This is a genomic window from Microcoleus sp. C2D2 (genome assembly GCF_036702495.1).
Lineage (GTDB): Bacteria > Cyanobacteriota > Cyanobacteriia > Cyanobacteriales > Microcoleaceae > Microcoleus.
Genome location: NZ_JAUBTO010000062.1, coordinates 1 through 21,847, shown reverse-complemented (window position 1 = coordinate 21,847; position 21,847 = coordinate 1). Strand labels below are relative to the sequence as shown.

Sequence of the window (21,847 nt, the reverse complement as noted above, 5' to 3'; positions counted from 1 at the left end):
ATCCCGTAGGGGCTGGTTTTACCAACCATCAACGACTGAAATAAACAATCTCAAAAACTAGCCCCAAACCCAAGGACAATCGACATCAATATTAGCCACATTTAGATATTTCCTTTGGTGGGGGCGGGTTTTTGAGATGGTCTGTTCCCGGCGGAAATTGTCTGTGAAACCCGCCCCTACGGGATTTGGGAAATTATTGCTCGAGGGGGGGCTTTTTGAGATTGTTTGTTAATCATTCCATCAACGACTGAAATCAACAATCTCAAAAACCTGCCCCGTACCCAAGGACAATCGACATCAATATTAATCCCCTTGGGGCTGGTTTTACCAACCATCAACGACTGAAATAAACAATCTCAAAAACTAGCCCCAAACCCAAGGACAATCGACATCAATATTAGCCACATTTAGATATTTCCTTTGGTGGGGGCGGGTTTTTGAGATGGTCTGTTCCCGGCGGAAATTGTCTGTGAAACCCGCCCCTACGGGATTTGGGAAATTATTGCTCGAGGGGGGACTTTTTGAGATTGTTTGTTAATCATTACTACGGTAAAGTCAGAATTTCCACTCCAGAATCAGTAACAGCTAGCGTGTGCTCGAATTGAGCCGAAAGCTTTCCATCCTGCGTGATAGCAGTCCAACCGTCGCCTAAAATTTCCACTTCCCAAGTACCCTCATTAATCATCGGCTCGATCGTAAAAACCATGCCTTGTCTGAGCTTCTTCCCCGTGCCCCGCTTACCGTAGTGCAAAATTTCCGGTTCCGTGTGAAAAACGCGGTGAACGCCGTGTCCCGCAAAATTTCGCACTACCGAAAAACCCTGTGCTTCAGCATATTCTTGAATCGCTGCACCGATGTCGCCGGTCCGAGCACCCGGTTTGACTTCCGCAATTCCTCTTCTTAAACATTCCTCGGTTACTTCAACTAACTTTTTCGCTACCGGTGAAGGTTTGCCCACAAAAAAAGTCTTGGAAGTATCGCCGTGATAGCCGTCAACCAAAGGCGTTACATCAATATTAATAATGTCACCTTCTCTCAGAATTTGTTTAGCATTCGGGATGCCGTGACAGACTACTTCATTGACGCTAGCACACAGAGATTTGGGAAATCCTTTATAGCCTAGCGGAGCGCTTTTTGCTCCGTGTGCCAAAGTCCAGCGTTCGGCTTCGTCGTTAATTTCGAGAGTGCTGACACCGGGTTTTACCATCGGTTCGAGATGCAGCAGAAGTTCGGCAGCTAAGCGACCTGCTTGGCGCATTTTGTCTATTTCTCTGCTCGATAAAAGCACTAAACGTTCGGTTGCCATAGTTTTTTCTGTTTTGTTTTTTTGTGGTCGATTAAGAGTTTATTTAACTCAATTTTAGAATAGATTTGAACCAGTGTTCAAAACGATCGCCCAAAGCTCCCAAAGAGTATTCTACCTCTGCTTGTCGGCGGCAAGCGCTGCGGTCAATTTGGTCTAAGCGGGCGATCGCACCTACCAAGCCATTTACACTGTCAGGCTCCACTAAAAAGCCCGTCAGTCCGTCTCGAACAATTTCGGCAGGCCCCCCGCGCTTATAAGCAATCACAGGCACACCGCACGCTAAAGCCTCGATCGCGACATTTCCGAAAGCTTCCACCCAGCGCGGCGTCATCAACAATGCTCGGCACTGACGGACTTGCTCTTGCATTTGGGTTGTTGTCAGAAACCCTAAATATTCTACCGGAGCCTCTGGCCAATCTGCACAAATTTTTTGCCAATAATCCTCATCTTGCATTTTTCCCATAATTTTTAGGGAAATGCCTGTAATTTTCGCTGCCGCCACTGCATCTTCTAAGCCTTTTTCTGGGGCGATGCGACCAAGCCAAGCTAATTTGGGTTCCGGTTGGCTGCAAAATTCGTACAGCGATATATCAATGCCGTTTCCCAACAACTGACACTCCTGGGCAAAGGCAAATGTTTCGGCTTGAGAAGCGGTGTGAACTCCGATCGTACCGGGAAACTGCACGGCAGTTTGTCCGGCGATGCGATCGAGGGATGCCGAAAGGGAGCCCATGCTGATCAAATGTGCGATCGGAGTCCTAAAAAATGGCGTTAAATAAAACGGCAGCCAATCGTAGGCAAAGTTAACAATGACATCCCATTCATCCTGAACTTTGCGAGCGTATTCCCACATATTCGCCAGCACAGCATCGGCGGGCATCACAATAGGAGAATTGTAATCTTGTGTTTGGGCGGTTACTTGCAAATCGCCCATTATTTCGATTACTGGAATTGATTCTAAGACTGAACCTATAGGCGCTACAACTGCTATTTTATGACCTCGGCGGTGCAATTCTTTAGCGATGTTGAAGACTGTAAGTTCGACTCCGCCGCCCAACCCCGAACCGAGTTGACCGACCGAAGTTGAGAGTAACAATATTTTTAAATATTCAGTATTCATTAGTCAGTAGTCATTAGTCATGAGTCATTAGTCAGTAGTCATTAGTCATTAGTCAGCCGTCACTAATTTTAACATAATCTAAGTTATAAATTCTCCCCTATAAAATCTAAAATCTAAAATCACTAGAAAATTGCTATAGCGGTTCGATCGCGTGGTGAGGTATGCCCTATGCCCACGGAGGCCTATGCCCTATGCACGTCGGAACATGTTACGCTCGAAAGGCTATAGACTTATCAATCCATCCCAGAACGCGGACGGATGCGGTTCAACTGATTGATTGCCCAGCGAGCAGTTTCCTGAACTTCTGGATCTGGATCGTCCGTCGCACGGTGCAACAAGTAACTGATTTGATTCACCAATTCGTAAATCCGCGTCAAGTCGCGAATCGCATTTTTACGCACTTCTGGATTTTCATTTTGCAGCGAAATTGACCAGGCATTATTCATGGGTTTGAGAGTGCGAATGCCAATTTCCGAGAGACTTGCCAAAATTAAACTGTACTGGTTCGAGTCGGAATTTGCTAGCAAATCGAGCAACGGCTCAACTGCTCTGGAATCTCCCCGCTGGCCGAGTTCCCAAATTGCTTTGCGCCTCGAAGCCGGATTTAGGTGCTGCAAATCTTCAATCAGTGCTTCAATAATATCAACTTTAGGGCTGCCATCCCTTTCGGGAAGGGAAATATCTTTCTTCCGACTCGCTAGGGAATCGGCTCGATTAGTTGTTTCGGGAATGTTGAAACCTGTGTCGCTGTACCCGTTGCTTTGAGTTTCCAAGGGCGTGGTGTCGGAATTAATTCCCTCGCCCTCGATTGCTGCATCCTGGGATTCTGGTTCCCCCGATTTCTGGATAAACGGTAAAGGCCGATCGCTGCTGTCGAGACTGTAGTCTTTTGGCAAATCCAAAGGGTAAGGCAAGGTTGACAGCGGTTTTTCTGGCCCAAAAGGAACCTCTTGAGATCCAATTTTGTGCGAGTTTGTAGGAGCATTGGGATTAGCGAATTGAGAGTTTTTTTGGTTGTGGCGATCGACTCTTGCCCGCCTTCGCTTTGAATGATTTGACTCGTCGTTGCTAACTAATTTGAGCATGATAAATACTGCCGCTGCCGTGACGACAATTGCTGCCAAACCCAACATTAACAACCCCCGCTGGTTAGACAAAATGACGATCGAATTGGATATCGCTTTCGGGAGTTGGGAATTGGATTTTGACGTTTGGGACGGCTTAGAGTTGTTTTTATCGGGATCTGGAGGCGGTTTTGAAGGCTTGGAGTCCTGGCGATCGTCCGGGGGAGAGTTCGCCTGAGCAATTTCTTGGGAAACAGCCCGGTAGGAGGAATTGAGTACCTGTTGCCTTCCGTCGGCACTTGGACTGAAGGCAGCGCCCAGACAGGTAATGCACGTGAAGAAACATACAAAGGAGCGGTAGTACGCCATAAGACTCAATCCGGGTTTTGAGAGGCAACGCCGCATGACGAGCTTTAGTGTAACCTTGAGTTAGCTGGATCCTAGCTGCTATGCGCTCAACTAACTAACAAATAGCACCTGACCCGCGAAAAACCCGGGTTTGAGAGGGCAGCGAGCCAGATATGATTAACACAATCGCGTCATTGACGTGGAAGTCCTTTAACTAATTAGTTTGGGCGTTGCAGAATGTTGGTATGAATTGAGGTCAATTGAGGATGCAATGCCCAGAATGCGGTTGCACCCATATCCGTAAAAATGGGAAGAAACAAGGTAAACACTCATCACATTTGTGTTGCTTGTGGTCGCCAGTTCATCGAGGGCTACGAACCACCGAAAGGCTACTGAGATCGAGTCAAAGGAGAATGCCTGAAAATGTATGTTAACGCCATCGGCTTTCGGGGTATCGAAGGAGGTCATGGCCTGTGCATCACAGGACGGTGATTGCTTGGGTCAAGTGCCTGGGACAACTGCTGCCTGATGCTTGCGAACCAGAGACTGTTCCCCTCGTAGGTGAGCTAGATGAATGAGAAACCTTTGTCGGTTCAATAAAAAACTTGCATCTGGCTGTGGAGGGCGGTTGACCACTTCCAGCAAGGGCTCTGAGGCTGAATCTTAGGTGACTATCCGTGCAGAAACGTTTCGAGCGTTGTGGGCAATTGTGCAGCCATGGCAGTGCTATTTCGGTACTCACTGATGGATGGTGGGTTTATCCAGGCTTGATTCCAGACGGCGACCTGATTGTCAGCAAGACATACATGACACGGGTTGAGGAGGAAAACACAAGGCAAAGACACTCCGCGAACTCGACTGCATCCCAAGACACTGTGCTATTCCAAATCTGAAGAACTACTGAGACACTCAATTAGATTGTTACTACATTATTATCTGAAGTTCTGGGATGTTGCGGTTCCTCAATAATTCATACCGCTATCGATCGACACCAAAACGGTGACGCTGTTTCAGTATCAGCACTATTTTTAAGTTGCCATTTTCACGCTTAGGTGTTGGTTATCATGCTGCCACAAGTTCCCCAAGAGAAGGTTCCTTTTTCTGGTTGTTGCCGATACTCCAAGCATTGAACATCCGATCGTACAAAACGCTAGTTTCATAAGCGATGCGACTGTATTCTTGACCTTGTGGCGAATCTTCATCGCACTGAGGGATAAGGTCCATGCCTAGTGCTAAGTGATCTCGAGCGCTCTCGCGGTGAACAACCCAATAACGGTTGGTGCTGAGGCCGAGCCGAGCAAACACGGGGATTACTGCCGAGAAAAAATCATAGCTTACACCCTCTGAAATGAGGTTCAGGGCTATGATTTGGTGTTCGTAGGATTCCCGCAAGACCGACCTGAAGCAATAGGCGCTGACCAACTGAGTTTCTAGGTAAGGGACAATGGAAGTCGGCTTTTCTCCCGGCTGCAGGAATTCGTGTTTGTACATCCAATCGAGCCGCAGCGAGGCGTGGTCTACTTCCTCTGTGGCGTGCTGTGCGAAGCATGATTGATACCGAAAGTCCCGACCAATTGTATAGCGCATCGCTAATGCCACATTAAAATCACTCGATTGATAGTACAGTTGCCTGACCCAACCTCGAACATCGTCGGGATGCTCGGCTGCAGCTAGCTGCGTGTAAAAAGACCCAGAAAGCAGATTTTGCCGGCACTCTGCTCCCAAGTTCAATAACCACTTCATGTTTGGAATCCCCTCTTTAGAAATTATTGCAATACAACAATATTTCCGTTCTATAGTACACCAGTATTATAATACCAGTCAACCAGTATTTTGCCTTAAATCAGCCAGAGTGTGGTATAGTGCCGTAAACTAATTGAAAACCTACAGCGTATTCCACGTTTATCAAGTAGGGACACGGCAATGCCGTGTCCCCACGGTGGCGGGGATAAATCGATAGGGGGTGTCCTTCATAAACGTGGAATCTGCTGTAAATCCCTGAATTCACAAGAAAGAGTGTGTGGAAAGTACAGATTTTTTATTTAAGAATTTATGATGATGTCAATTTCCGAACAACTAAAAAATCAGGATAATGCTTGCATTTTACTCGTCAACTGCCAACGACAAATCGTAGGATTCACTCCCAATTTACTGAGTATTTACAGTCTGCCTGAAGTTATTATCAAGTCGTTATCAGAGCAACTGGCGTTAGAGTTTGTATCCAAGCAATTTGATAATCCTCAACTTTTTCTCAAGGATATGACTGAAATTTACGAGCAAACTGATTTGGAGATTAATGAAAAAGTTCAAATCAAGGACGGTCGCATCATACAGCGCCATTCCAAGCCCCTATGCTTCAATGGAGTTTATGCTGGTCGGTTGTGGATGTTTGAACAGAATTAGTCTAATAGATTGAAGAGCATCCGTAGCAACGCTCTGTATTCTATGGGCTGCTTTTAATGGGTAAATTATGAATCAATAATAGGAGAAACAATTATGCCAACTTGTAGGACAGACCCGGTTTTTTCCCTCATAGTTGTCGATACTGCTTCGCCCATCACCATTGGTGCTCAAATCACTGAACAAATTAAGCTACTAATCGCGCGCGGCAATCTGAAGCCACATCAGCCTTTACCGCCGATTACCCACTTGGCTAAATACTTAGGAGTGAATCACACCATTGTGGCACAGGCATACAACAAAATGATTGCTTTGGGATATCTCGCAGGCAACCGAGGTAAAAGAACTGTCATTGCGAATTCTCCCTTGGTCAGGCAGATGGTTGCTCGCAAAACCTTCTACGACTTACTCAGTCAAGCTTTTCATTCAGCATCCCAATATGGGTTAACCGCAGCAGAGTTCTCCGCAGCAGCTTATGCTCAAGCAGTGTTGGTCGATCGCCATCAAATAAATGTAGTATTCGTGAACTTTTTTCCCGACAGTATCGATATCAGTGCAACTCTTCAATCAGCAACAGGATTAGCTTTGGTATCGATTCCTTGGGCGCACTTGCAAGCCAAAGAACCACAAGCATTAGAACAACTCTTGTCCGCCGATTTGATAGTAACGAGCATCAAACACTTGTGGGAGGTGGGTCAGATAGCAGACCCCAATAAGGAAGTGATAGGAATTGAGGTGCAGCCAGATATGCAGCTATGGGGTCACATCTCATCACTACCCCGCAATGCCAAGCTATTGTTTGTGTGCCAAGAACAAAGCAGCAGCGAAGCAATGAAGGAAATTATTGACTATAACGTGCATCACATAGAATCAAAAGTTGTTACCCTAGAATGGGTTCAAAACAATGTCCGCGGGCTAAAGCAATTTGATTTGGTGGTGTGTTCGAGATTAGTTGAGAGTCAGTTGAGGAAATACATTCCCGAAAATTTGAAATTAATGACTTTTAGTATCGGCATCGACCCAGTGAATATGCTGGTACTCCAAGCTCGTTTAGCGGCTGTTGAGATGGAAATTTTAACGTAGTACCAGCTTGCTAAATTATAATTTTATTTACAGCAGCGATCGCTCAACTAATCTTTTTGGTGTTGAGCGATGAGTGCTATGAATTATTGAGGAACCGCAACATCCCAGAACTTCAGATAATGTAGTAACAATCTAATTGAGTGTCTCAGTAGTTCTTCAGATTTGCAATAGCACAGTGTCTGGGGATGCAGTCGAGCTCGCGGAGTGTCTTTGCCTTGTGTTTTCCCCCTCAACCCGTCTCATGTATGTCTTGCTGACAACCAGGCGGAAGTCGGACAAGGGGGATTTGCCGTGGAAACAAGAAACCGAGTTTTTGAGTGTATTCTTGGCCGCTCGACCGAATATTTTCAGTACATTCTAAGACGCACTTTCGATCGAAGAAACGAGCTTTTTTAGCGAAAATGCTGTAAGAAAGAGAGCGCTGATTTGACCAATGTTAATTTCAAGGGGGGGAATTATGGCGGATAGGAGTGTGTGGGCGATCGGCTAAGATAACCGTTAGGAAATATTGTATTCAGCAAGCAAGCGCGAAAAATCCTACTATCTTGTCGAACTGGGGGCGGGTTTAGTTAGGACCTATAGTGAGAGCGAGCAGACTGTTTCAGGCGCGCCCCCTCTCGCCACGTTTTGTTTATTTGTACCCACTTACTTAAGTTAAATTAATCGGTATTTAATCCTGTGCCGCCAAATTTGATATAAGATCGAGCTGAATTTCTAGTGTGAGAGTAGAGGCATTGGTGAGCCAACAAGATATTTTAAATTTAGCAAAAGAAGGCGATGCCCGGGCGATCGCATTTCTGATCGGCCAAGCACTCGAAAGCTTCGGCGTCACGGCTAAAGCCAGCCGGGAAAATGACAGCCTGCACCTGCTGCTGGAAGCAGAACAATTGCCCGCAGAAGAAGCCTGTCTCCGAGTCGCCGTCAAAGGGTTGCAGCGGCTGCAACCAAATAACATTTACTCGCTGACAGTTTACGGACGGCGGGGTGGGCAGCAATTGCCGGCTTGGACTCAGACGGTAGAATTAAAAAAACGCCAGACTCCCGCACCCGTGAGTGCAGAAATTTCCCCGAGTGCAGCCGTTGCCGCGAGTCTACCCGCTTCCCCAATTCCTGTGACTTTGCCAAAGCTAGAAACAACTCAAAATGTCACAACTGCCTACACTCAAATACCAGAAAAATCCCAGCCCAAACCCCCTCAAATCCCAACTCCCAAACCCACAAACCAACGGCAGCAAAAGCCATCACCGCAGCCAGAGTTAGCAGGTACTAAAACTAAAAAAACTCGGCTGTCAATCCGTGTTCTGAGTCTGATTCTCGTGCCGATATTCGGCTTGGTTCTGGCCTCTCAACTTTACAAATCCTCAAGCACCGCTACTAATAACCCTCTAACGTCAAAGCCTGCGGTACAAAAAGTGAGATCGACCCCCCCACCTGCACCCGCAGCCAAACCCCTTCCAGCTCCCAAATCGCCCTCTGCAGCTGCAAACAAACCTGCCACTGTGCCCGCAACTGTCAGCATCAAAGCTGTTGGCGACATGATCCCGGGCACGAATTATCCCTACAACAAACTCCCTGCAAAAAAAGAGCTTTTATTAGAGTCGGTAAAACCGTACCTCAAAGGAGCTGATATTCTGTTTGGCAATTTTGAAAGCACGATGACCGATTATCCTTACAGTTCCAAAGCAGGCGGCGGACGAATGCTGTTTGCCTTTCGGACGCCTCCGAGTTATGCCAAAATCTTCAAAGATGTTGGTTTTGATATTTTGAGTGTTGCCAACAATCACTCTTACGATTTTAACGAGCAGGGATTTAAGGACACGATTAAAAACATCGACAGCAACGGCATGAAGGCTGTTGGCAAAAAAAATCAAATTGTTTATCAAAATGTCAAGGGCGTGAATTTTGCCTTTATCGGTTTCAGCAACTACGGCGAAGTTCACAATTCCTTGCTGGAATTGAAAGCGGGAGCAGAAGTTATCAAAAAAGCGAAGCAAAACGCGGATATTGTAGTGATATCAGTTCATGCTGGAGCTGAAGGAACGGGAGCTCTGAATGTGAGAAATAAAAACGAATTCTTTTACGGAGAAAACCGGGGAAATATGGTTTTATTTTCGCGGACGATGATTGATGCGGGAGCAGATTTGATTTTGGGACATGGCCCGCACGTTCCCAGAGCTATGGAACTTTATAAAGGGAAATTGGTTGCTTATTCGCTGGGCAATTTTTTGGGTTATCGCACTTTGTCCACAGCAGGAACACTCGGTCAATCTTTGATTTTGGATGTGAAAATGACTCCGCAAGGGGATTTTGTTTCGGGTAAGATTATCCCCGTCCAACTTGACGGGCGAGGTGTTCCGGCTGTTGATAACAAATTTAGGACTGTGGGGTTGATTGGCCGTTTGACAAAGAGCGATTTTCCCAATAGCGGTTTGACGATTGATGACAAGGGACAAATTTTGAAAAAGAGTAAGTAATACTGAGTAGGGTGCGTCGCCATCAAAAATATGTACAGAAGATAGACAATCTCATGGCGACGCACCACACAATATTTGATTGTTTTTTCTCTTAAATAAGTTTCCTTGCAGATTTTATTAATGAGATAGATATACAAATATTAACTTTACTATATTTAACTGGGAGTTACTCTATAAGGTAAGCTGCGGAGCATCTAAATTGAATACAGAGACGGGCTCTCCTGCGCGTCCCACAATAATTGTAGAAAAATTGACTGTCAAATTAGATGCACAACAGCTTATAACCACTCCCTTCTGGCTATAAATTTATGAAACGGCTGTCAGGATCTACCGCTCTGCTTCTGATTTCCATAGCTTTTGCTACTCAGGCTCGCGCTGCTAATCCCGAACACGTCAAGCAATTGTTACAAACCAAAGAATGCAAAGGTTGTGATTTAAGTAATGCTCGATTAAAGGGCGCGAGTCTGAAGGGAGCAAATTTGGAAGGAGCAAATTTGGAAGGTGTATATTTGTACAAAGCTTATCTCGTAGACGCTAACCTTAGCAGCGCTAACGTCAAATCAGCCGACTTAGGAGACTCGAATATGCAGGGGATTAACTTTAGCGGTTCTGACTTGACTAATACTAATCTCAAAGGCAACGATATGACTGGCGCTAACTTGGAGAATGCCAATTTATCTGGAGCTGTTTTGGAGTGCAATCAAAGAAATCGAACTAAACTTGGTTATGCTAACCTCAAAAAAGCTAACTTGAGTAATGCTAATCTTAAGGGAGTATGGCTTCAAGGTGCGAATCTCGCAGGTGCCGACCTCAACTATGCTGATTTAAGCCCTGATACTGCTGAGAGTGGGAGGACAATTTACACTATCTATTCTAACGTCAGCAGCGCTAATTTGAGCGATGCTAATCTCAGCAATACTAATTTGTATCGTGCTATTTTCTTTAGAGCTAATTTGAATAATGCCAAGTTAACTGACGCTAATTTGAACGATGCTTATTTGGTGATGGCTCAATTAATGGGAGCAAATTTGATGAAGGCTTCTCTGAGGGAGGCAAACTTGCAAAGAGCTAATTTAAGCAACGCTAACCTCAGTAATGCGGATCTGGTGAAGTCAAAACTGGTTGATGCTAATTTAACAAATGCTATCTTGAAATCAGCTCGGTTGGTAGATATCAATATGAGTGGAGCCAACTTAATGGGTGCTGATATTAGTGGTGCCGAAATGCGTAAAAATAAATTATGTCGTGTGACAATGCCAGATGGGACAAAAACTGAAGAAGGCTGTGATAAATGATATAGCCTTTCGAGCGTAACATGAGGTGCTCTCGCGGGCATAGGCCTCCGTGGGCATAGGCCTCCGTGGGCATAGGCCTCCGTGGGCATGGGCATAGGACTTGCCCCCATACCTCACCACGCTTGAGAACCGCTATATACCAGATTACAGTTGTAAAACCGCCTGTGGAGTTAATAGATAATCGATTTTCTAAAATCGATTATCTATTATTGATTAACTACTCATAAACCATGGTTTTCAAAGCTTCTTTCATTTCCTCCGCAGTCGTCGTTGCCGTACCGAATTGACGCACGACAATACTAGCTGCCAAATTGCCCAAAACAGCAGCTTCCCAACCGGATGCACCGACGCACAAAGCTAAAGTCATTGCTGCTACGACTGTATCTCCAGCACCGGTTACGTCGAATACATCAGTCTTGTTAAAAGGGGGAATGTCCCAACTTTGAATAGCAAATTCCCCGTTTTCACAAGTGGATGTTGGAGAAGGTGAATTTTTGATTTCTTCGCCGTTCACCCTTTCAAACAAACTCATCCCTTCTTCACCGCGAGTAATCAGGATTTTTTGAGCTTGAGTTAAGTTCAACAAATCGCGTCCTGCTTGCATTAAAGTTTGAGGGCTTTTGATAGCATATCCGACGGCTTGCTCGGCTTCTGGCAAGTTTGGAGTAAACAGCAGCGCTCCGGAATATCGCTGCAAATTTGTTTGAGCGTCTACAATTGTTTTGCCGGGAACCACTGCCGATTCGATCGCCAAATTCGTCAAAACTCCGTCGCCGTAGTCGGAACAAACCACGGCATCTACTGTCGGTATTTGCTGCCGGATGTAGTCTGACAATTGCAATTGCAAATCTAAATCCGGCAACTCGTCCGATTTGCGATCGACTCGGACAATTTGCTGAGTCACCGACTGCCGCGCGTGCCCGGAAATTCGAGTTTTGGTGACAGTTGGACGCTGCGAATCGATTAAAATGCCCGCCGTATCAATTCCCGCCGCCTCAAAAATACTGCACAAAGCCTTTCCCTGGTCGTCTTTTCCCACCAAACCAGCAACTTTTACTTTGCCTCCCAGTTTGGCTAAATTGTAGACAGCATTTGCGCCACCTCCGGGTAGTTGCCGAGTATTTTCGTAGCGCAAAATCAACACAGGTGCTTCGCGGGAAATTCGCTCTACTTGTCCGGTAAGAAACTCGTCCAAGGTCAAATCTCCGATCGCTAATACCTGCGCTCGATCGAAGCAGTCTAATCTTTTCAATAATTGCTCAGTTGAGGCACGCAGTTGAGGCAAAAAATCGGAATAGTCGTTAGTCATTAACCAAAAAAATGAGACTGAGGAGTTGATAATTGAGCGTGGAACGAGCGGGAATTAAAAATCCTAATATAAATTAATAATTAATTTCCTCCCTTGTTTGATTTTTAACTTTTAATTAATTTGCTCGCGGGGATTTTGAGAAACCAGTTGCAGGCTGTTGGCGATCGCACTCGCTCAAACAATTTCGCAAAAAAATGCGGATACAAGGGAACCCATTGAGACTCAATAGAAAGTTTCACGGTGTGGAAGTTTTCTTCTACATAAGTGCTTTCTACATAAGTGCCTTCAACAAACAGCAGAATTATTTCAATTTCTGCTTGATGATCGTAATCACCTGAGTCATTTGTTTTTTGAGTGCATCTATTTCCGCTTGCATTTTCGCCATTTTCTGAGTCATCGCCTGAATGTCGGCGGCCCCCGCTCCGGAACTGGGTGCAGCGGCGGCTGGGGCTTCGGGCACTGGTTTCTTTTTCGCCAGTACCATCGCCGATTTGATCGCCTCGGTTAGCTGCTTTTTCTCAAAGGGTTTGGCGATGAATGCAAAAAAATGCTTCTCGAAGGGTTTCGGAATTTTCTCCATCACCTCTTCTTCGCGGCCCGACATGATCACCAAAGGTATCTTAGAAAGCTCCGGATGGGCTTGCACTTTTTGATACACTTCCCAACCGCTGACTTTGGGCAGTAGGAAATCTAACATAATTAGATTCGGACGGGCTTGACGGATCAGTTTGAGTCCCTCTTCGCCGTCTTTTGCTTCTAGAACTTCAAAGTTACCCTGAGGCAACATCTCTCGGACTCGGACTCGGATGACTTTACTGTCATCGATTACTAAGATTTTTTGACCAGCCACGACTGACTCCTTCAGTAATGAGTGATGATTCGCAACCTTCAGTATATCCCTAAGAGAATTCTACCCAGAATTCTGGGCGATTTTAGTTTTGCCCAACTGGAGGCGCAATTCTGATTTGGGGTTATACTCCTACAAGTTCAGGGACTTTGATTTCGGATACGATCTAAGAAATTAACTCAATTGCCACTTAATTTTATGTCGCCCCAAACTCCTAAAACTCTTACTGTCAAAGCAGTTGCTGCCCAAATGCGGGGTGAAATCGAGGCGATGCCGGAGTGGTTGCGCAGGCCTGTCGGCAAAGCTAGCGAACTTTCCCAAGTGCAAAAAATTATTAAACAGCGACAAATTCACACGATTTGCGAGGAGGGCAGATGTCCCAACCGGGGCGAGTGCTACGCGCAAAAAACGGCGACTTTTTTGTTGATGGGGCCGACTTGCACCCGGGCTTGTGCTTTTTGTCAAGTAGATAAAGGTCATTCTCCGATGCCCCTAGACCCGGAGGAACCGCAAAAGGTAGCCGAGGCCGTGCAGTTGTTGGGTTTGCGGTATGCGGTGCTGACTTCGGTGGCGAGGGATGATTTGCCGGATGGGGGTGCGGGTTGGTTTGCAAGGACGATCGCCCAAATCCGCCTTCTTAACCCGGATACTGAAGTTGAGGTACTGACGCCGGATTTTTGGGGGGGAATGGGGAGGAGTTCAGAGGGGGAGAATTCCGGCCTCGATGAGTTGCAGCGAGAGCGGATTCGCACGGTGGTGGAGGCTAAACCGGCTTGTTACAACCACAATATTGAGACGGTGCGCCGGTTGCAAGGGCCGGTGCGCAGGGGGGCCAAGTACGATCGCTCGATCGACGTTCTCCGTATTGTCAAGCAATATGACCCAACTATTCCCACAAAATCCGGTTTGATGTTGGGACACGGGGAAACCGAAGCCGAGATAGTCGAAGCGATGGCCGATTTGCGGGATGCCAAGTGCGATCGACTCACCCTCGGTCAATACATGAGACCATCTCTAGAACACCTCCCAGTGCGTAAATACTGGACGCCTACCGAATTTGACCGTTTCGGGTCGATCGCCCGGGAGATGGGGTTTGAGCGCGTGCGATCGGGGCCTCTCGTCCGCAGTTCCTACCACGCCGGAGAGAGCGATTGAAATTAATCTGAATTCAACTCGGTATAAACTCCTTGTTACAAAAAATAACTCTAGAGGATTGTGCATAAGTGCGACGCTCTCTGCTATTTGTAAATACAGAGACATTATCAATTAGGAGCTTTACCTATGGCAGAGATAGCGAAGAACCAATTAAAATCCGACTCCGTGATGAAAACGGGCAAATTCCCTTACACCTTTCGCGCAGGCTGGTTTCTGTTCCTGTTAGCTATCAATTTTTTGGTTGCAGCCTATTATTTCCATATCATTGAATAGTTCTGCAACTTAACTTTTAGCAGGCCCTGCTGTTCTCGCCCTCAACGTCGGAGAGTGGGAGAGTGGGAGAGAAGGAGAGGGGGAGAGTTTTGAGTTTTGAGTTAGCGAGAATATGACTTCATCCTTCTAACTAATGACTACTGACTTCTTCCCTCTTCCCTTGAACCTCTTCCTTCTGACTAATGACTAATGGCTAATGACCAATGACTAAGGACTAATGACTAATGACTGATGACTAATGACTGATGACTTCTCTAACGATTTCTAGACGATTCTAGCTTTGACAACCGCTCTTGAATTTTGATAACATCTTGCTTAGTTTCAATTGCCAAAGTTGCTAAATTGTCAAACATCGGGTCTCCCGACAGCATTCTAGGATTTGTGCGGCCAGAGCTCGGACGGTTCGGAGACTGAGGCCGGTTAACTCTAGAAGCTTGATTCTGCAAGCTGTAGATTTGTCCTCTGAGTTCAGAAATTTGACTTTCTAATTGAGTAATGCGAAACTCTAATTGAGTTGTGGATTGAGCGGGCGTAAAAATGGGCGCTACAGCAATTGCTAAGGCGCAAGCCAGACACAAAAGACAGATTTTTAGGGCGCGATGGCGAATATTTTTCGGCATAGCTTTAATAATTTAAATTATACCAGTTCTACCATAACAAATCGCCGAGATTTTTGGCCTCTATCAGAAGTATGTCTTATGGCAACTAGGAACGTAGCTATTTTAATGTTCGACGATGTCGAGGTACTGGACTTTGCAGGTCCTTTTGAAGTGTTTTCGGTGACATCAGAATTAAGTAAGGGCGATCGACCTTTTGCAGTCTCTACCGTAGCCGAACATCCCGGTGCTGTCAGCGCCCGCAACGGTTTGAGCGTAAATCCCCACTGCACCATTTCCGATTGTCCGCCACCGGATATTTTAATTGTACCGGGAGGACAAGGTACGAGAAAGTTAATCGATAATTCAGCAGTTATTAATTGGATAAAAGATTCTGCGCGAACAGCAGAATTAGTGCTTTCTGTCTGTACGGGTTCGCTGCTTTTGGCAAAAGCTGACTTGTTGGAAGGTTTGGCAGCAACTACACACCATCGAGCCTTGGAGTTATTGAGAGAATTAGCTCCCAACACAACTATTATCGAAAATCAGCGATTTGTAGATAACGGCAAAATCATCACCTCTGGGGGAATTGCTGCGGGAATTGATATGTCTTTGCACGTTGTCGGCAAGCTTTTGGGAACAGCACAAGCTGAACAAACAGCAGAACACATGGAATATAAAATTGGGAATTGGTAATTGGGCCCTGGGCATGGTTAATTGTATAATGTGCGCGTAGGGGCGGGTTTTACCCACCATAATTGCCTCAAACAAACAATCCCGCAAACCGGCCCCGCCCATACTTTTAGTTGTAAATAGACTAATATCAAAGCTAAAGCTATATGGAATATAAAATTGGGAATTGGTAATTGGGCAATGGGCATGGTTAATTGTATAATGTGCGCGTAGGGGCGGGTTTTACCCACCATAATTGCCTCAAACAAACAATCTCGTAAACCCGCCCCGCCCATACAGGAACCATACACGAAGGATGCTACCGGACGTGATATCAAGCATCTTCGCCCCAAACTTTTAGTTGTAAATAGACTAATATCAAAGCTAAAGCCATCAGGAAAGTTGCGGCTGCGGCTGCATAGCCAAAATCAAATTGCGAAAAAGCTTGCTCGTAAATATAATAAACTAGCAAATTAGTAGAGTTTAAAGGGCCGCCGCCAGTGATGACGTAAACTTGCTCGAAACTCCGCAGGGTAAAAATAGCAGTAGTGACAGTAGCAAATACTAAAGTCGGTCGCAAACCGGGTAAAGTGATGTACAAAAATTGCTGCCAAGCATTAGCTCCATCCAATTGGGCCGCTTCGTAACGATTTACCGGAATTGCTTGCAATCCTGCTAAAAATACTACCATATTAAACCCTAATTGTTTCCAAACACTGAGCAGAATTATCACTGGCATTGCCCAAACTGTGCTACTCAGCCAAGGAATTGGATTTAAACCGAGATCCATTAGCGCATTATTCACCGGGCCTTCGGTTTGAAACAACCACCGCCAACCCAAGCCAACTGCAACTAAAGAGGTAATCGAAGGAATAAAATAAGCCGTGCGGAGAGCTCCTCGCCAAGCAAACGAGCGATTTAGCAAAACTGCTAAGCCCAAAGGAATCACTAAACTGGGAATGACTGTAGCAGTAGTAAAATAGATCGTGTTTTGGATAATTTGCCAGAAATCCGGGTTTGTGACTAGACGCCAGTAGTTGTTCAAGCCAATCCAACGCACTCCCGACTGGGTAAAGCTGCCGCTGGTAAAGCTGAGGTAAAATAAATAGGCGATCGGCAAAATCAAAAAAGTACCCAGAAACAGCAAAGCTGGGGCCAGAAAAGTCCAAGCTGCGATCGAATCATTATCTAACCAGTTAAAACGCCCAAATTTTATCCGAACCATTGGCTTGTAAATTTTAGCTTTTAGTTTTAAATGGTATCACAATATAGGTCAATGTCAAAATGAATCTTCTCGATATATTAGCCCATTTACCCACTATAGAAACTGAAAGGCTGCTGCTCCGAAAAATTACTTTAAACGATGCCAGCGATATGTTTGAGTATGCCTCAAACCCCGAAGTATCAGAATACACAATGTGGTCAACTCACACCTCGATAGAAGACACTAAATACTTTCTCCAGTCACTTACAAAAATGTACAAAAGACGAGAGCTTGTAGATTGGGGAATCGTCCACAAAGCCGAGAAAAAATTTATCGGCACTTGCGGATTTGTGGAATGGAGCATGACGCACAGCCGCGCGGAAATTGGCTACGCACTTTCTCGAAGATATTGGGGCGAAGGATACATGAGCGAGGCGGTCAATGCAGTTATTGAATTCGGCTTTCGGGAGATGTTGCTGAATCGAATTATGGCTCGCTGTGAGGTTAACAATATTGCTTCGGCTCGGGTGATGGAAAAAGTGGGGATGCAATTGGAAGGGATATTGCGACAGCATCTATTTGTGAAAGGCAGATATTGGGATCTAAAAATTTATTCTATTCTCAGGGAAGAGTTTTTTGATAATATTGTAGAATAAGAGTGAATCAGTAAGTCAGAAAAAAAAAATATATACTTAGGAGTTACGCAATATCTCCATTTAGAGTGCGCGGCAGCACGCCTTACCCTTTACTTTTATTGTATAATACGAGTGAATAGATTTTATTATATTTATGACCAAGAATTTCTTGATGGTACAAGCCACGTGATTTATCCGTGGAATCAATCCAAAATCTCAAATCTAAAATCCTCAAGCCCCCGAATTTATCCGTGGGGTCAATCCAAAATCTAAAATCTAAAATCTAAAATCGAATGACCGCTAATCCAGTATCTGTTAATTCCAATGCCAGCCTGATTTCTCCTGAGATTGGCAAAAGTTCGGAAGCGTTGCCCTCGAAGAGGAGCGCTCCGGGTCATCCTCCGTTAAAATTAGGGATTTTAGCATCAGGAAGCGGCAGCAACTTCGAGGTGATTGCCCGAGCCATCCAAAACCAACAACTCGACGCTCAAATCCCATTATTAATTTACAACAACCCCGAAGCCAAAGCGGCATCCCGAGCCGAAAAATACGGCATTCCCTCGATTCTGCTCAATCACCGCGACTGCAAAAGCCGCGAAGAATTAGATACAAAAATTGTCAAAAAATTTCAAGAATATGATGTAGAATGGGTAGTGATGGCGGGTTGGATGCGAATTGTTACCAAAGTTTTGCTTGATGCTTTTCCCGATCGCGTTATTAACATTCACCCCAGCTTACTGCCGAGTTTCCCAGGAATTCGCGCCGTCGAGCAAGCGCTGGCCGCCAAGGTTAAAATCACCGGATGTACGGTGCATATCGCCCGTTTAGAAGTAGACAGCGGGCCGATTTTAATGCAGGCTGCAGTGCCGGTATTGCCTGAGGATACCGCAGAAACGCTGCACGCTCGAATTCAAGTACAAGAGCACAAGATTATGCTGGGTGCGATCGCCCTTATTGCCGAATCTAATCAAAAATATTGTGACTAAAAACCTTACGAGTGCCGCATCTGTCCCCAAATTGCCCGTCAGCGACTCACCCGAAACAGGCCCGCCGCTGACAGACTCCAATCGCCTGAAATTAATTCTCAAAGAAAGGCTCAAAAAGAGCATCGGCATCAAGGGAGAATTCTATCTGCCTTGCTTGCCATCAATGCTAGACGATTATCTTCAATTCCTCTCAGACTTCTTAAAACTTCTCGGGCAAAACCTCGACCCTGCCCAAACCGAAAACTTGCGAACCTTAATTGCCAACGCCTTAGCAGAAGGATTCAAAAATTCTCCCCACGCTAATCTAATAGTCTCATACCTTCCCGCCAATTCCCAAACCGGTTTAGTCGGTGGCATTACTCTGAATACCAAGATTCAAGTCGAATCGATCGCCCAGAAATATCATAGCTGGCCGGATATTCGCCCCGAACCTTTATTCGGCAGCCATCCCGATGCCAAAGTCATCGCAATTGCCGCCGAATTAGGCGAACCCCCAAAAGCACCTATTTTAGATGTCGGTGCGGGCCCAGGGCGCAATAGTTTGCCCTTAGCAAGGTTAGGTCATGCCGTGGATGCGATCGAACTAACACCGATATTTGCCGAGAAACTATCATCCGCAGCCACCGCCGAAAACTTGCGGATAAATGTCACCCAAGGCGACGTTTTAGATCCCTTATTGAGGATGAAAACTTATCGGTACAAATTAGCCATTGCTACTGAAGTGCTCTCTCATTTCCGCTACCCCGAACAAGTCCGCCTGTTCCTCGGCAAAATGTCCGATGCCGTTTTAAGCGGCGGGTTTATCTTATTCAGTGCTTTCTTAGCTGTAGATGGGTACGAACCCGACGAGATGGCAAAACAAATGTCTGAATTGTCTTGGTCTTATCTGATTACCAGACAAGAATTGCAAGCAGCAATAGAGGGTTTGCCCTTAGAAATTATTTCTGATGAATCTGTGATTGAATACGAACAAAAACATTTGCCTGACTCTGCGTGGCCGCCGACACCTTGGTTTCTCAGTTGGGCCAGCGGGCGCGATTTATTTCCCGTGCAACAAACACCGCCGTTAGAGTTGCGGTGGATACTTGTTAAACGCTTGTAGAGTTTATTGTTTTAGCTCAAGTTTTAGGTAAAAATTGTCGAAATTTGTCCGAGGTTTGGGCGAGGATACTTTTGTCTGGGAAATCGGCTAGAATCTGCTGTATTATCTCGAATTTTGTTAAAGGTCAGGATTTTATATACGGCTTGCTGAATAAAGCGAAAAAGGAGACGCTAATTGGGTTTTCTGACCGAAAAAAGGTGGCGGAGTACCAAAAAAAATAGCGATATAATGCCTCAAAACCCTTGCATCACCCTGGGGGGTGACAACCGGCCCCAAACCCATATTTAGTAAGGATTGAGCCAACTTGTGGTAAAAAAAGACAGTCAGCAGAATTGTTACACGCTTGCCTATCCAAAAAAATAATAATACTAAGATTCTACCAGACTCAAGGACAAAAATACCTGACGCCATCTCAGTTTTTGGTGATGACAACCAAGTATCCTTGATGCAATCAGAAAAACAAGTGAGATTAGAACGGCTTTCCCTCCTCTTTTCCCTGTCTAATTACAGCCGAAAGTCGGCGACGTAAATTACAAAGATTTTTAGATTTACCTCACCAGAGCGAGGGAATTAATTTGGTTCCCATTAATTACTTATTGGTTGACCACTTATTGCCGTGTTGGTCAAAGCCGATCGATCGCAATCGCTCCTAGGTCAATGGGGGTGTATTAATCTCTTGATGACTAGCTTAATCTGGGAGCGAAGAGCAATTCCGTTATACTGGTAATTGTTGCCCAAATTGGGCAGCAGCAACTTCGAGGAACAAACTACAAATCTACAGCTTGTTTTACCATTATTTTCAGAATATCCATACTCCGGACAGTTTTTAGATAGGGATGCGATGCCTTCGGCAGCTTCGCTAACACCACAAAGCACAGAAGCGAAAAAAGTGAGTGAAATCAGAGCTAAAAAAATACAGAAAAAAAGGCACTCTTTTAGGTTAAGCTAAAAACACACACACAAGCTTAACAGATTGCCTCATGAATCTTATTGAATCAATCTTACAATAGATGCCAGGGATTAGTCAACCCCCAAAAAAGTTTTTAGTAGTTTTATTTTCAACTATTTTGCTCATCTATGGCCAGGTTAACTTTACGAATCTCAGTCGTTATAGTTGTTTGAGTGAAAAAACCTATCGTCGTCACTTTCGCTCATGCTTTAACTTTCCACAATTTCATCAGTATTTTCACGGAACTTGCGTTGAATCCGGACCGAACAGTTATTGCGGTCATTGATTGTTGTTTTTTTCTTTTGAAGCGGCAAAACAACTGAAGGAAAAGCTTATTTTTATAATAGCATAGCTGCCAAACCTCAACAGGGGTTGGAAATTTCCGTGATTTATCTTGTCGAAGTGGAGACTCGTTTATCCTCTAGTTTAAGTTTCCCAAAAACTCCTTCACGTCCTCAAACAGAAATATCGACAAACCCCCAAATAGTTGCCAAAAGATACCGAGTAAAAAAACCGAGCAAAAAACAGGTGTCTGAAATCTCAAACCCTGATATAACAACAGTTGACGGCTAGGCTCAACCTTAAAAAAATACTCGTTTTTTCTTTCCAGATTCTGTGCGTTATTTGGTGGCTGATGGCTATTATTACCGTTATAAGTTTTGGTAGAATGTGCGGGATTTAAATTGAGATTTAATGGGAAAATTAAGAGTTGATGCTAACCTACGTTATCTTTATACAGGTGAATAAAAGAAACTGGGAACTCCTGGCAAATATGATGGCAAGGTTGACTGCCATGATTTGAGTCGTCTTAATTTGGTTAAAGTAATAAAACCGAGAATTTCACTTTATACATTGGTGGTCGGGAGTTGTTGTTTAAATGGCCCAGTTAGTTTAGCTTGTATCTCTGAGGTTCAAGCTAATGGTAAAATCAAAAATGCTTTATTATTTAGGAATGAGAATTAAATAACTTCCACAAGTTTGTGGGATGGGCGTCCCTCCCGTCCTTTTTGGACGGGCGGGACGCCCATC

Annotated in this window: 18 protein-coding genes and 2 pseudogenes; 11 read left to right on the top strand and 9 right to left on the bottom strand. The window is 45.1% G+C overall.

Going from position 1 to position 21,847, the window contains the following annotated elements:
* Positions 1-544 precede the first annotated feature (544 nt).
* From map to QUB61_RS20145, 3 genes are all read right to left on the bottom strand, one after another.
* The gene (map, locus tag QUB61_RS20155; protein ID WP_333131380.1) at positions 545-1,306 is read right to left on the bottom strand and encodes a type I methionyl aminopeptidase; all 762 of its coding nucleotides are present in this window, start codon (positions 1,304-1,306) and stop codon (positions 545-547) included.
* Positions 1,307-1,349: 43 nt separating this feature from the next.
* Positions 1,350-2,426, bottom strand: a complete 1,077-nt coding sequence (locus tag QUB61_RS20150; protein WP_333131378.1) for a glycosyltransferase family 4 protein — start codon at positions 2,424-2,426, stop codon at positions 1,350-1,352.
* A 233-nt stretch (positions 2,427-2,659) separates the two neighbouring features.
* Positions 2,660-3,859 (bottom strand): HEAT repeat domain-containing protein, encoded by a 1,200-nt coding sequence (locus QUB61_RS20145; protein WP_333131376.1) that lies wholly within the window; start codon positions 3,857-3,859, stop codon positions 2,660-2,662.
* Between the two features lie 245 nt (positions 3,860-4,104).
* On the opposite strand from QUB61_RS20145, the pseudogene QUB61_RS20140 reads away from it, so the two are divergent.
* Positions 4,105-4,807: pseudogene (locus QUB61_RS20140) on the top strand (IS1 family transposase).
* 93 nt (positions 4,808-4,900) lie between these two features.
* On the opposite strand, the gene QUB61_RS20135 reads toward QUB61_RS20140, so the two are convergent.
* A complete protein-coding gene (locus QUB61_RS20135; RefSeq protein ID WP_333131374.1) occupies positions 4,901-5,581 on the bottom strand; it encodes a hypothetical protein in 681 nt (226 codons plus the stop codon).
* Between the two features lie 309 nt (positions 5,582-5,890).
* Here QUB61_RS20135 and QUB61_RS20130 point away from each other — a divergent pair, with 309 nt between their 5' ends.
* Positions 5,891-6,241 carry a hypothetical protein gene (locus tag QUB61_RS20130; RefSeq protein ID WP_333131372.1) on the top strand — a complete coding sequence of 117 codons (351 nt, stop codon included), beginning with the start codon at positions 5,891-5,893 and terminating at the stop codon, positions 6,239-6,241.
* Between the two features lie 93 nt (positions 6,242-6,334).
* Positions 6,335-7,321 (top strand): winged helix-turn-helix domain-containing protein, encoded by a 987-nt coding sequence (locus tag QUB61_RS20125; RefSeq protein WP_333131370.1) that lies wholly within the window; start codon positions 6,335-6,337, stop codon positions 7,319-7,321.
* Between the two features lie 83 nt (positions 7,322-7,404).
* On the opposite strand, the pseudogene QUB61_RS20120 reads toward QUB61_RS20125, so the two are convergent.
* Positions 7,405-7,582: pseudogene (locus tag QUB61_RS20120) on the bottom strand (IS1 family transposase); the annotation flags it as partial.
* A 476-nt stretch (positions 7,583-8,058) separates the two neighbouring features.
* Here QUB61_RS20120 and QUB61_RS20115 point away from each other — a divergent pair.
* Positions 8,059-9,795: a CapA family protein gene (locus QUB61_RS20115; RefSeq protein WP_445300263.1), complete on the top strand. Its 1,737-nt coding sequence runs from the start codon at positions 8,059-8,061 to the stop codon at positions 9,793-9,795.
* A 308-nt stretch (positions 9,796-10,103) separates the two neighbouring features.
* The gene (locus QUB61_RS20110) at positions 10,104-11,090 is read left to right on the top strand and encodes a pentapeptide repeat-containing protein (RefSeq protein WP_333131366.1); all 987 of its coding nucleotides are present in this window, start codon (positions 10,104-10,106) and stop codon (positions 11,088-11,090) included.
* 217 nt (positions 11,091-11,307) lie between these two features.
* On the opposite strand, the gene QUB61_RS20105 is transcribed toward QUB61_RS20110, so the two are convergent.
* On the bottom strand, positions 11,308-12,399 hold the full coding sequence (locus tag QUB61_RS20105; RefSeq protein ID WP_333131364.1) for a PfkB family carbohydrate kinase: 1,092 nt from the start codon (positions 12,397-12,399) through the stop codon (positions 11,308-11,310).
* A gap of 301 nt (positions 12,400-12,700) precedes the next feature.
* Positions 12,701-13,249: a response regulator gene (locus tag QUB61_RS20100; protein WP_333131362.1), complete on the bottom strand. Its 549-nt coding sequence runs from the start codon at positions 13,247-13,249 to the stop codon at positions 12,701-12,703.
* A 195-nt stretch (positions 13,250-13,444) separates the two neighbouring features.
* Between QUB61_RS20100 and lipA the strand changes: the two genes are divergently transcribed.
* A complete protein-coding gene (gene lipA / locus QUB61_RS20095; RefSeq protein ID WP_333131424.1) occupies positions 13,445-14,401 on the top strand; it encodes a lipoyl synthase in 957 nt (318 codons plus the stop codon).
* A gap of 126 nt (positions 14,402-14,527) precedes the next feature.
* Positions 14,528-14,674: a photosystem I protein PsaX gene (locus QUB61_RS20090; protein ID WP_333131360.1), complete on the top strand. Its 147-nt coding sequence runs from the start codon at positions 14,528-14,530 to the stop codon at positions 14,672-14,674.
* A gap of 254 nt (positions 14,675-14,928) precedes the next feature.
* On the opposite strand, the gene QUB61_RS20085 is transcribed toward QUB61_RS20090, so the two are convergent.
* Complete coding sequence (locus tag QUB61_RS20085; protein WP_333131358.1) at positions 14,929-15,294, bottom strand: hypothetical protein; 366 nt, start codon at positions 15,292-15,294, stop codon at positions 14,929-14,931.
* Between the two features lie 78 nt (positions 15,295-15,372).
* On the opposite strand from QUB61_RS20085, the gene QUB61_RS20080 reads away from it, so the two are divergent.
* On the top strand, positions 15,373-15,966 hold the full coding sequence (locus QUB61_RS20080) for a DJ-1/PfpI family protein (protein WP_333131356.1): 594 nt from the start codon (positions 15,373-15,375) through the stop codon (positions 15,964-15,966).
* Positions 15,967-16,276: 310 nt separating this feature from the next.
* Here QUB61_RS20080 and QUB61_RS20075 read toward each other — a convergent pair whose 3' ends face one another.
* A complete protein-coding gene (locus QUB61_RS20075; RefSeq protein WP_333131352.1) occupies positions 16,277-17,167 on the bottom strand; it encodes a sugar ABC transporter permease in 891 nt (296 codons plus the stop codon).
* A 59-nt stretch (positions 17,168-17,226) separates the two neighbouring features.
* Here QUB61_RS20075 and QUB61_RS20070 point away from each other — a divergent pair, with 59 nt between their 5' ends.
* The 3 genes from QUB61_RS20070 (at position 17,227) to QUB61_RS20060 (ending at position 19,869) form a co-directional block, all read left to right on the top strand.
* Positions 17,227-17,802: a GNAT family protein gene (locus QUB61_RS20070; RefSeq protein WP_333131350.1), complete on the top strand. Its 576-nt coding sequence runs from the start codon at positions 17,227-17,229 to the stop codon at positions 17,800-17,802.
* 272 nt (positions 17,803-18,074) lie between these two features.
* Positions 18,075-18,767 (top strand): phosphoribosylglycinamide formyltransferase, encoded by a 693-nt coding sequence (gene purN / locus QUB61_RS20065; RefSeq protein ID WP_333131348.1) that lies wholly within the window; start codon positions 18,075-18,077, stop codon positions 18,765-18,767.
* Positions 18,760-19,869, top strand: a complete 1,110-nt coding sequence (locus QUB61_RS20060) for a class I SAM-dependent methyltransferase (protein WP_333131346.1) — start codon at positions 18,760-18,762, stop codon at positions 19,867-19,869. Before purN ends, QUB61_RS20060 begins: the two co-directional genes overlap by 8 nt.
* Positions 19,870-21,847 lie beyond the last annotated feature (1,978 nt).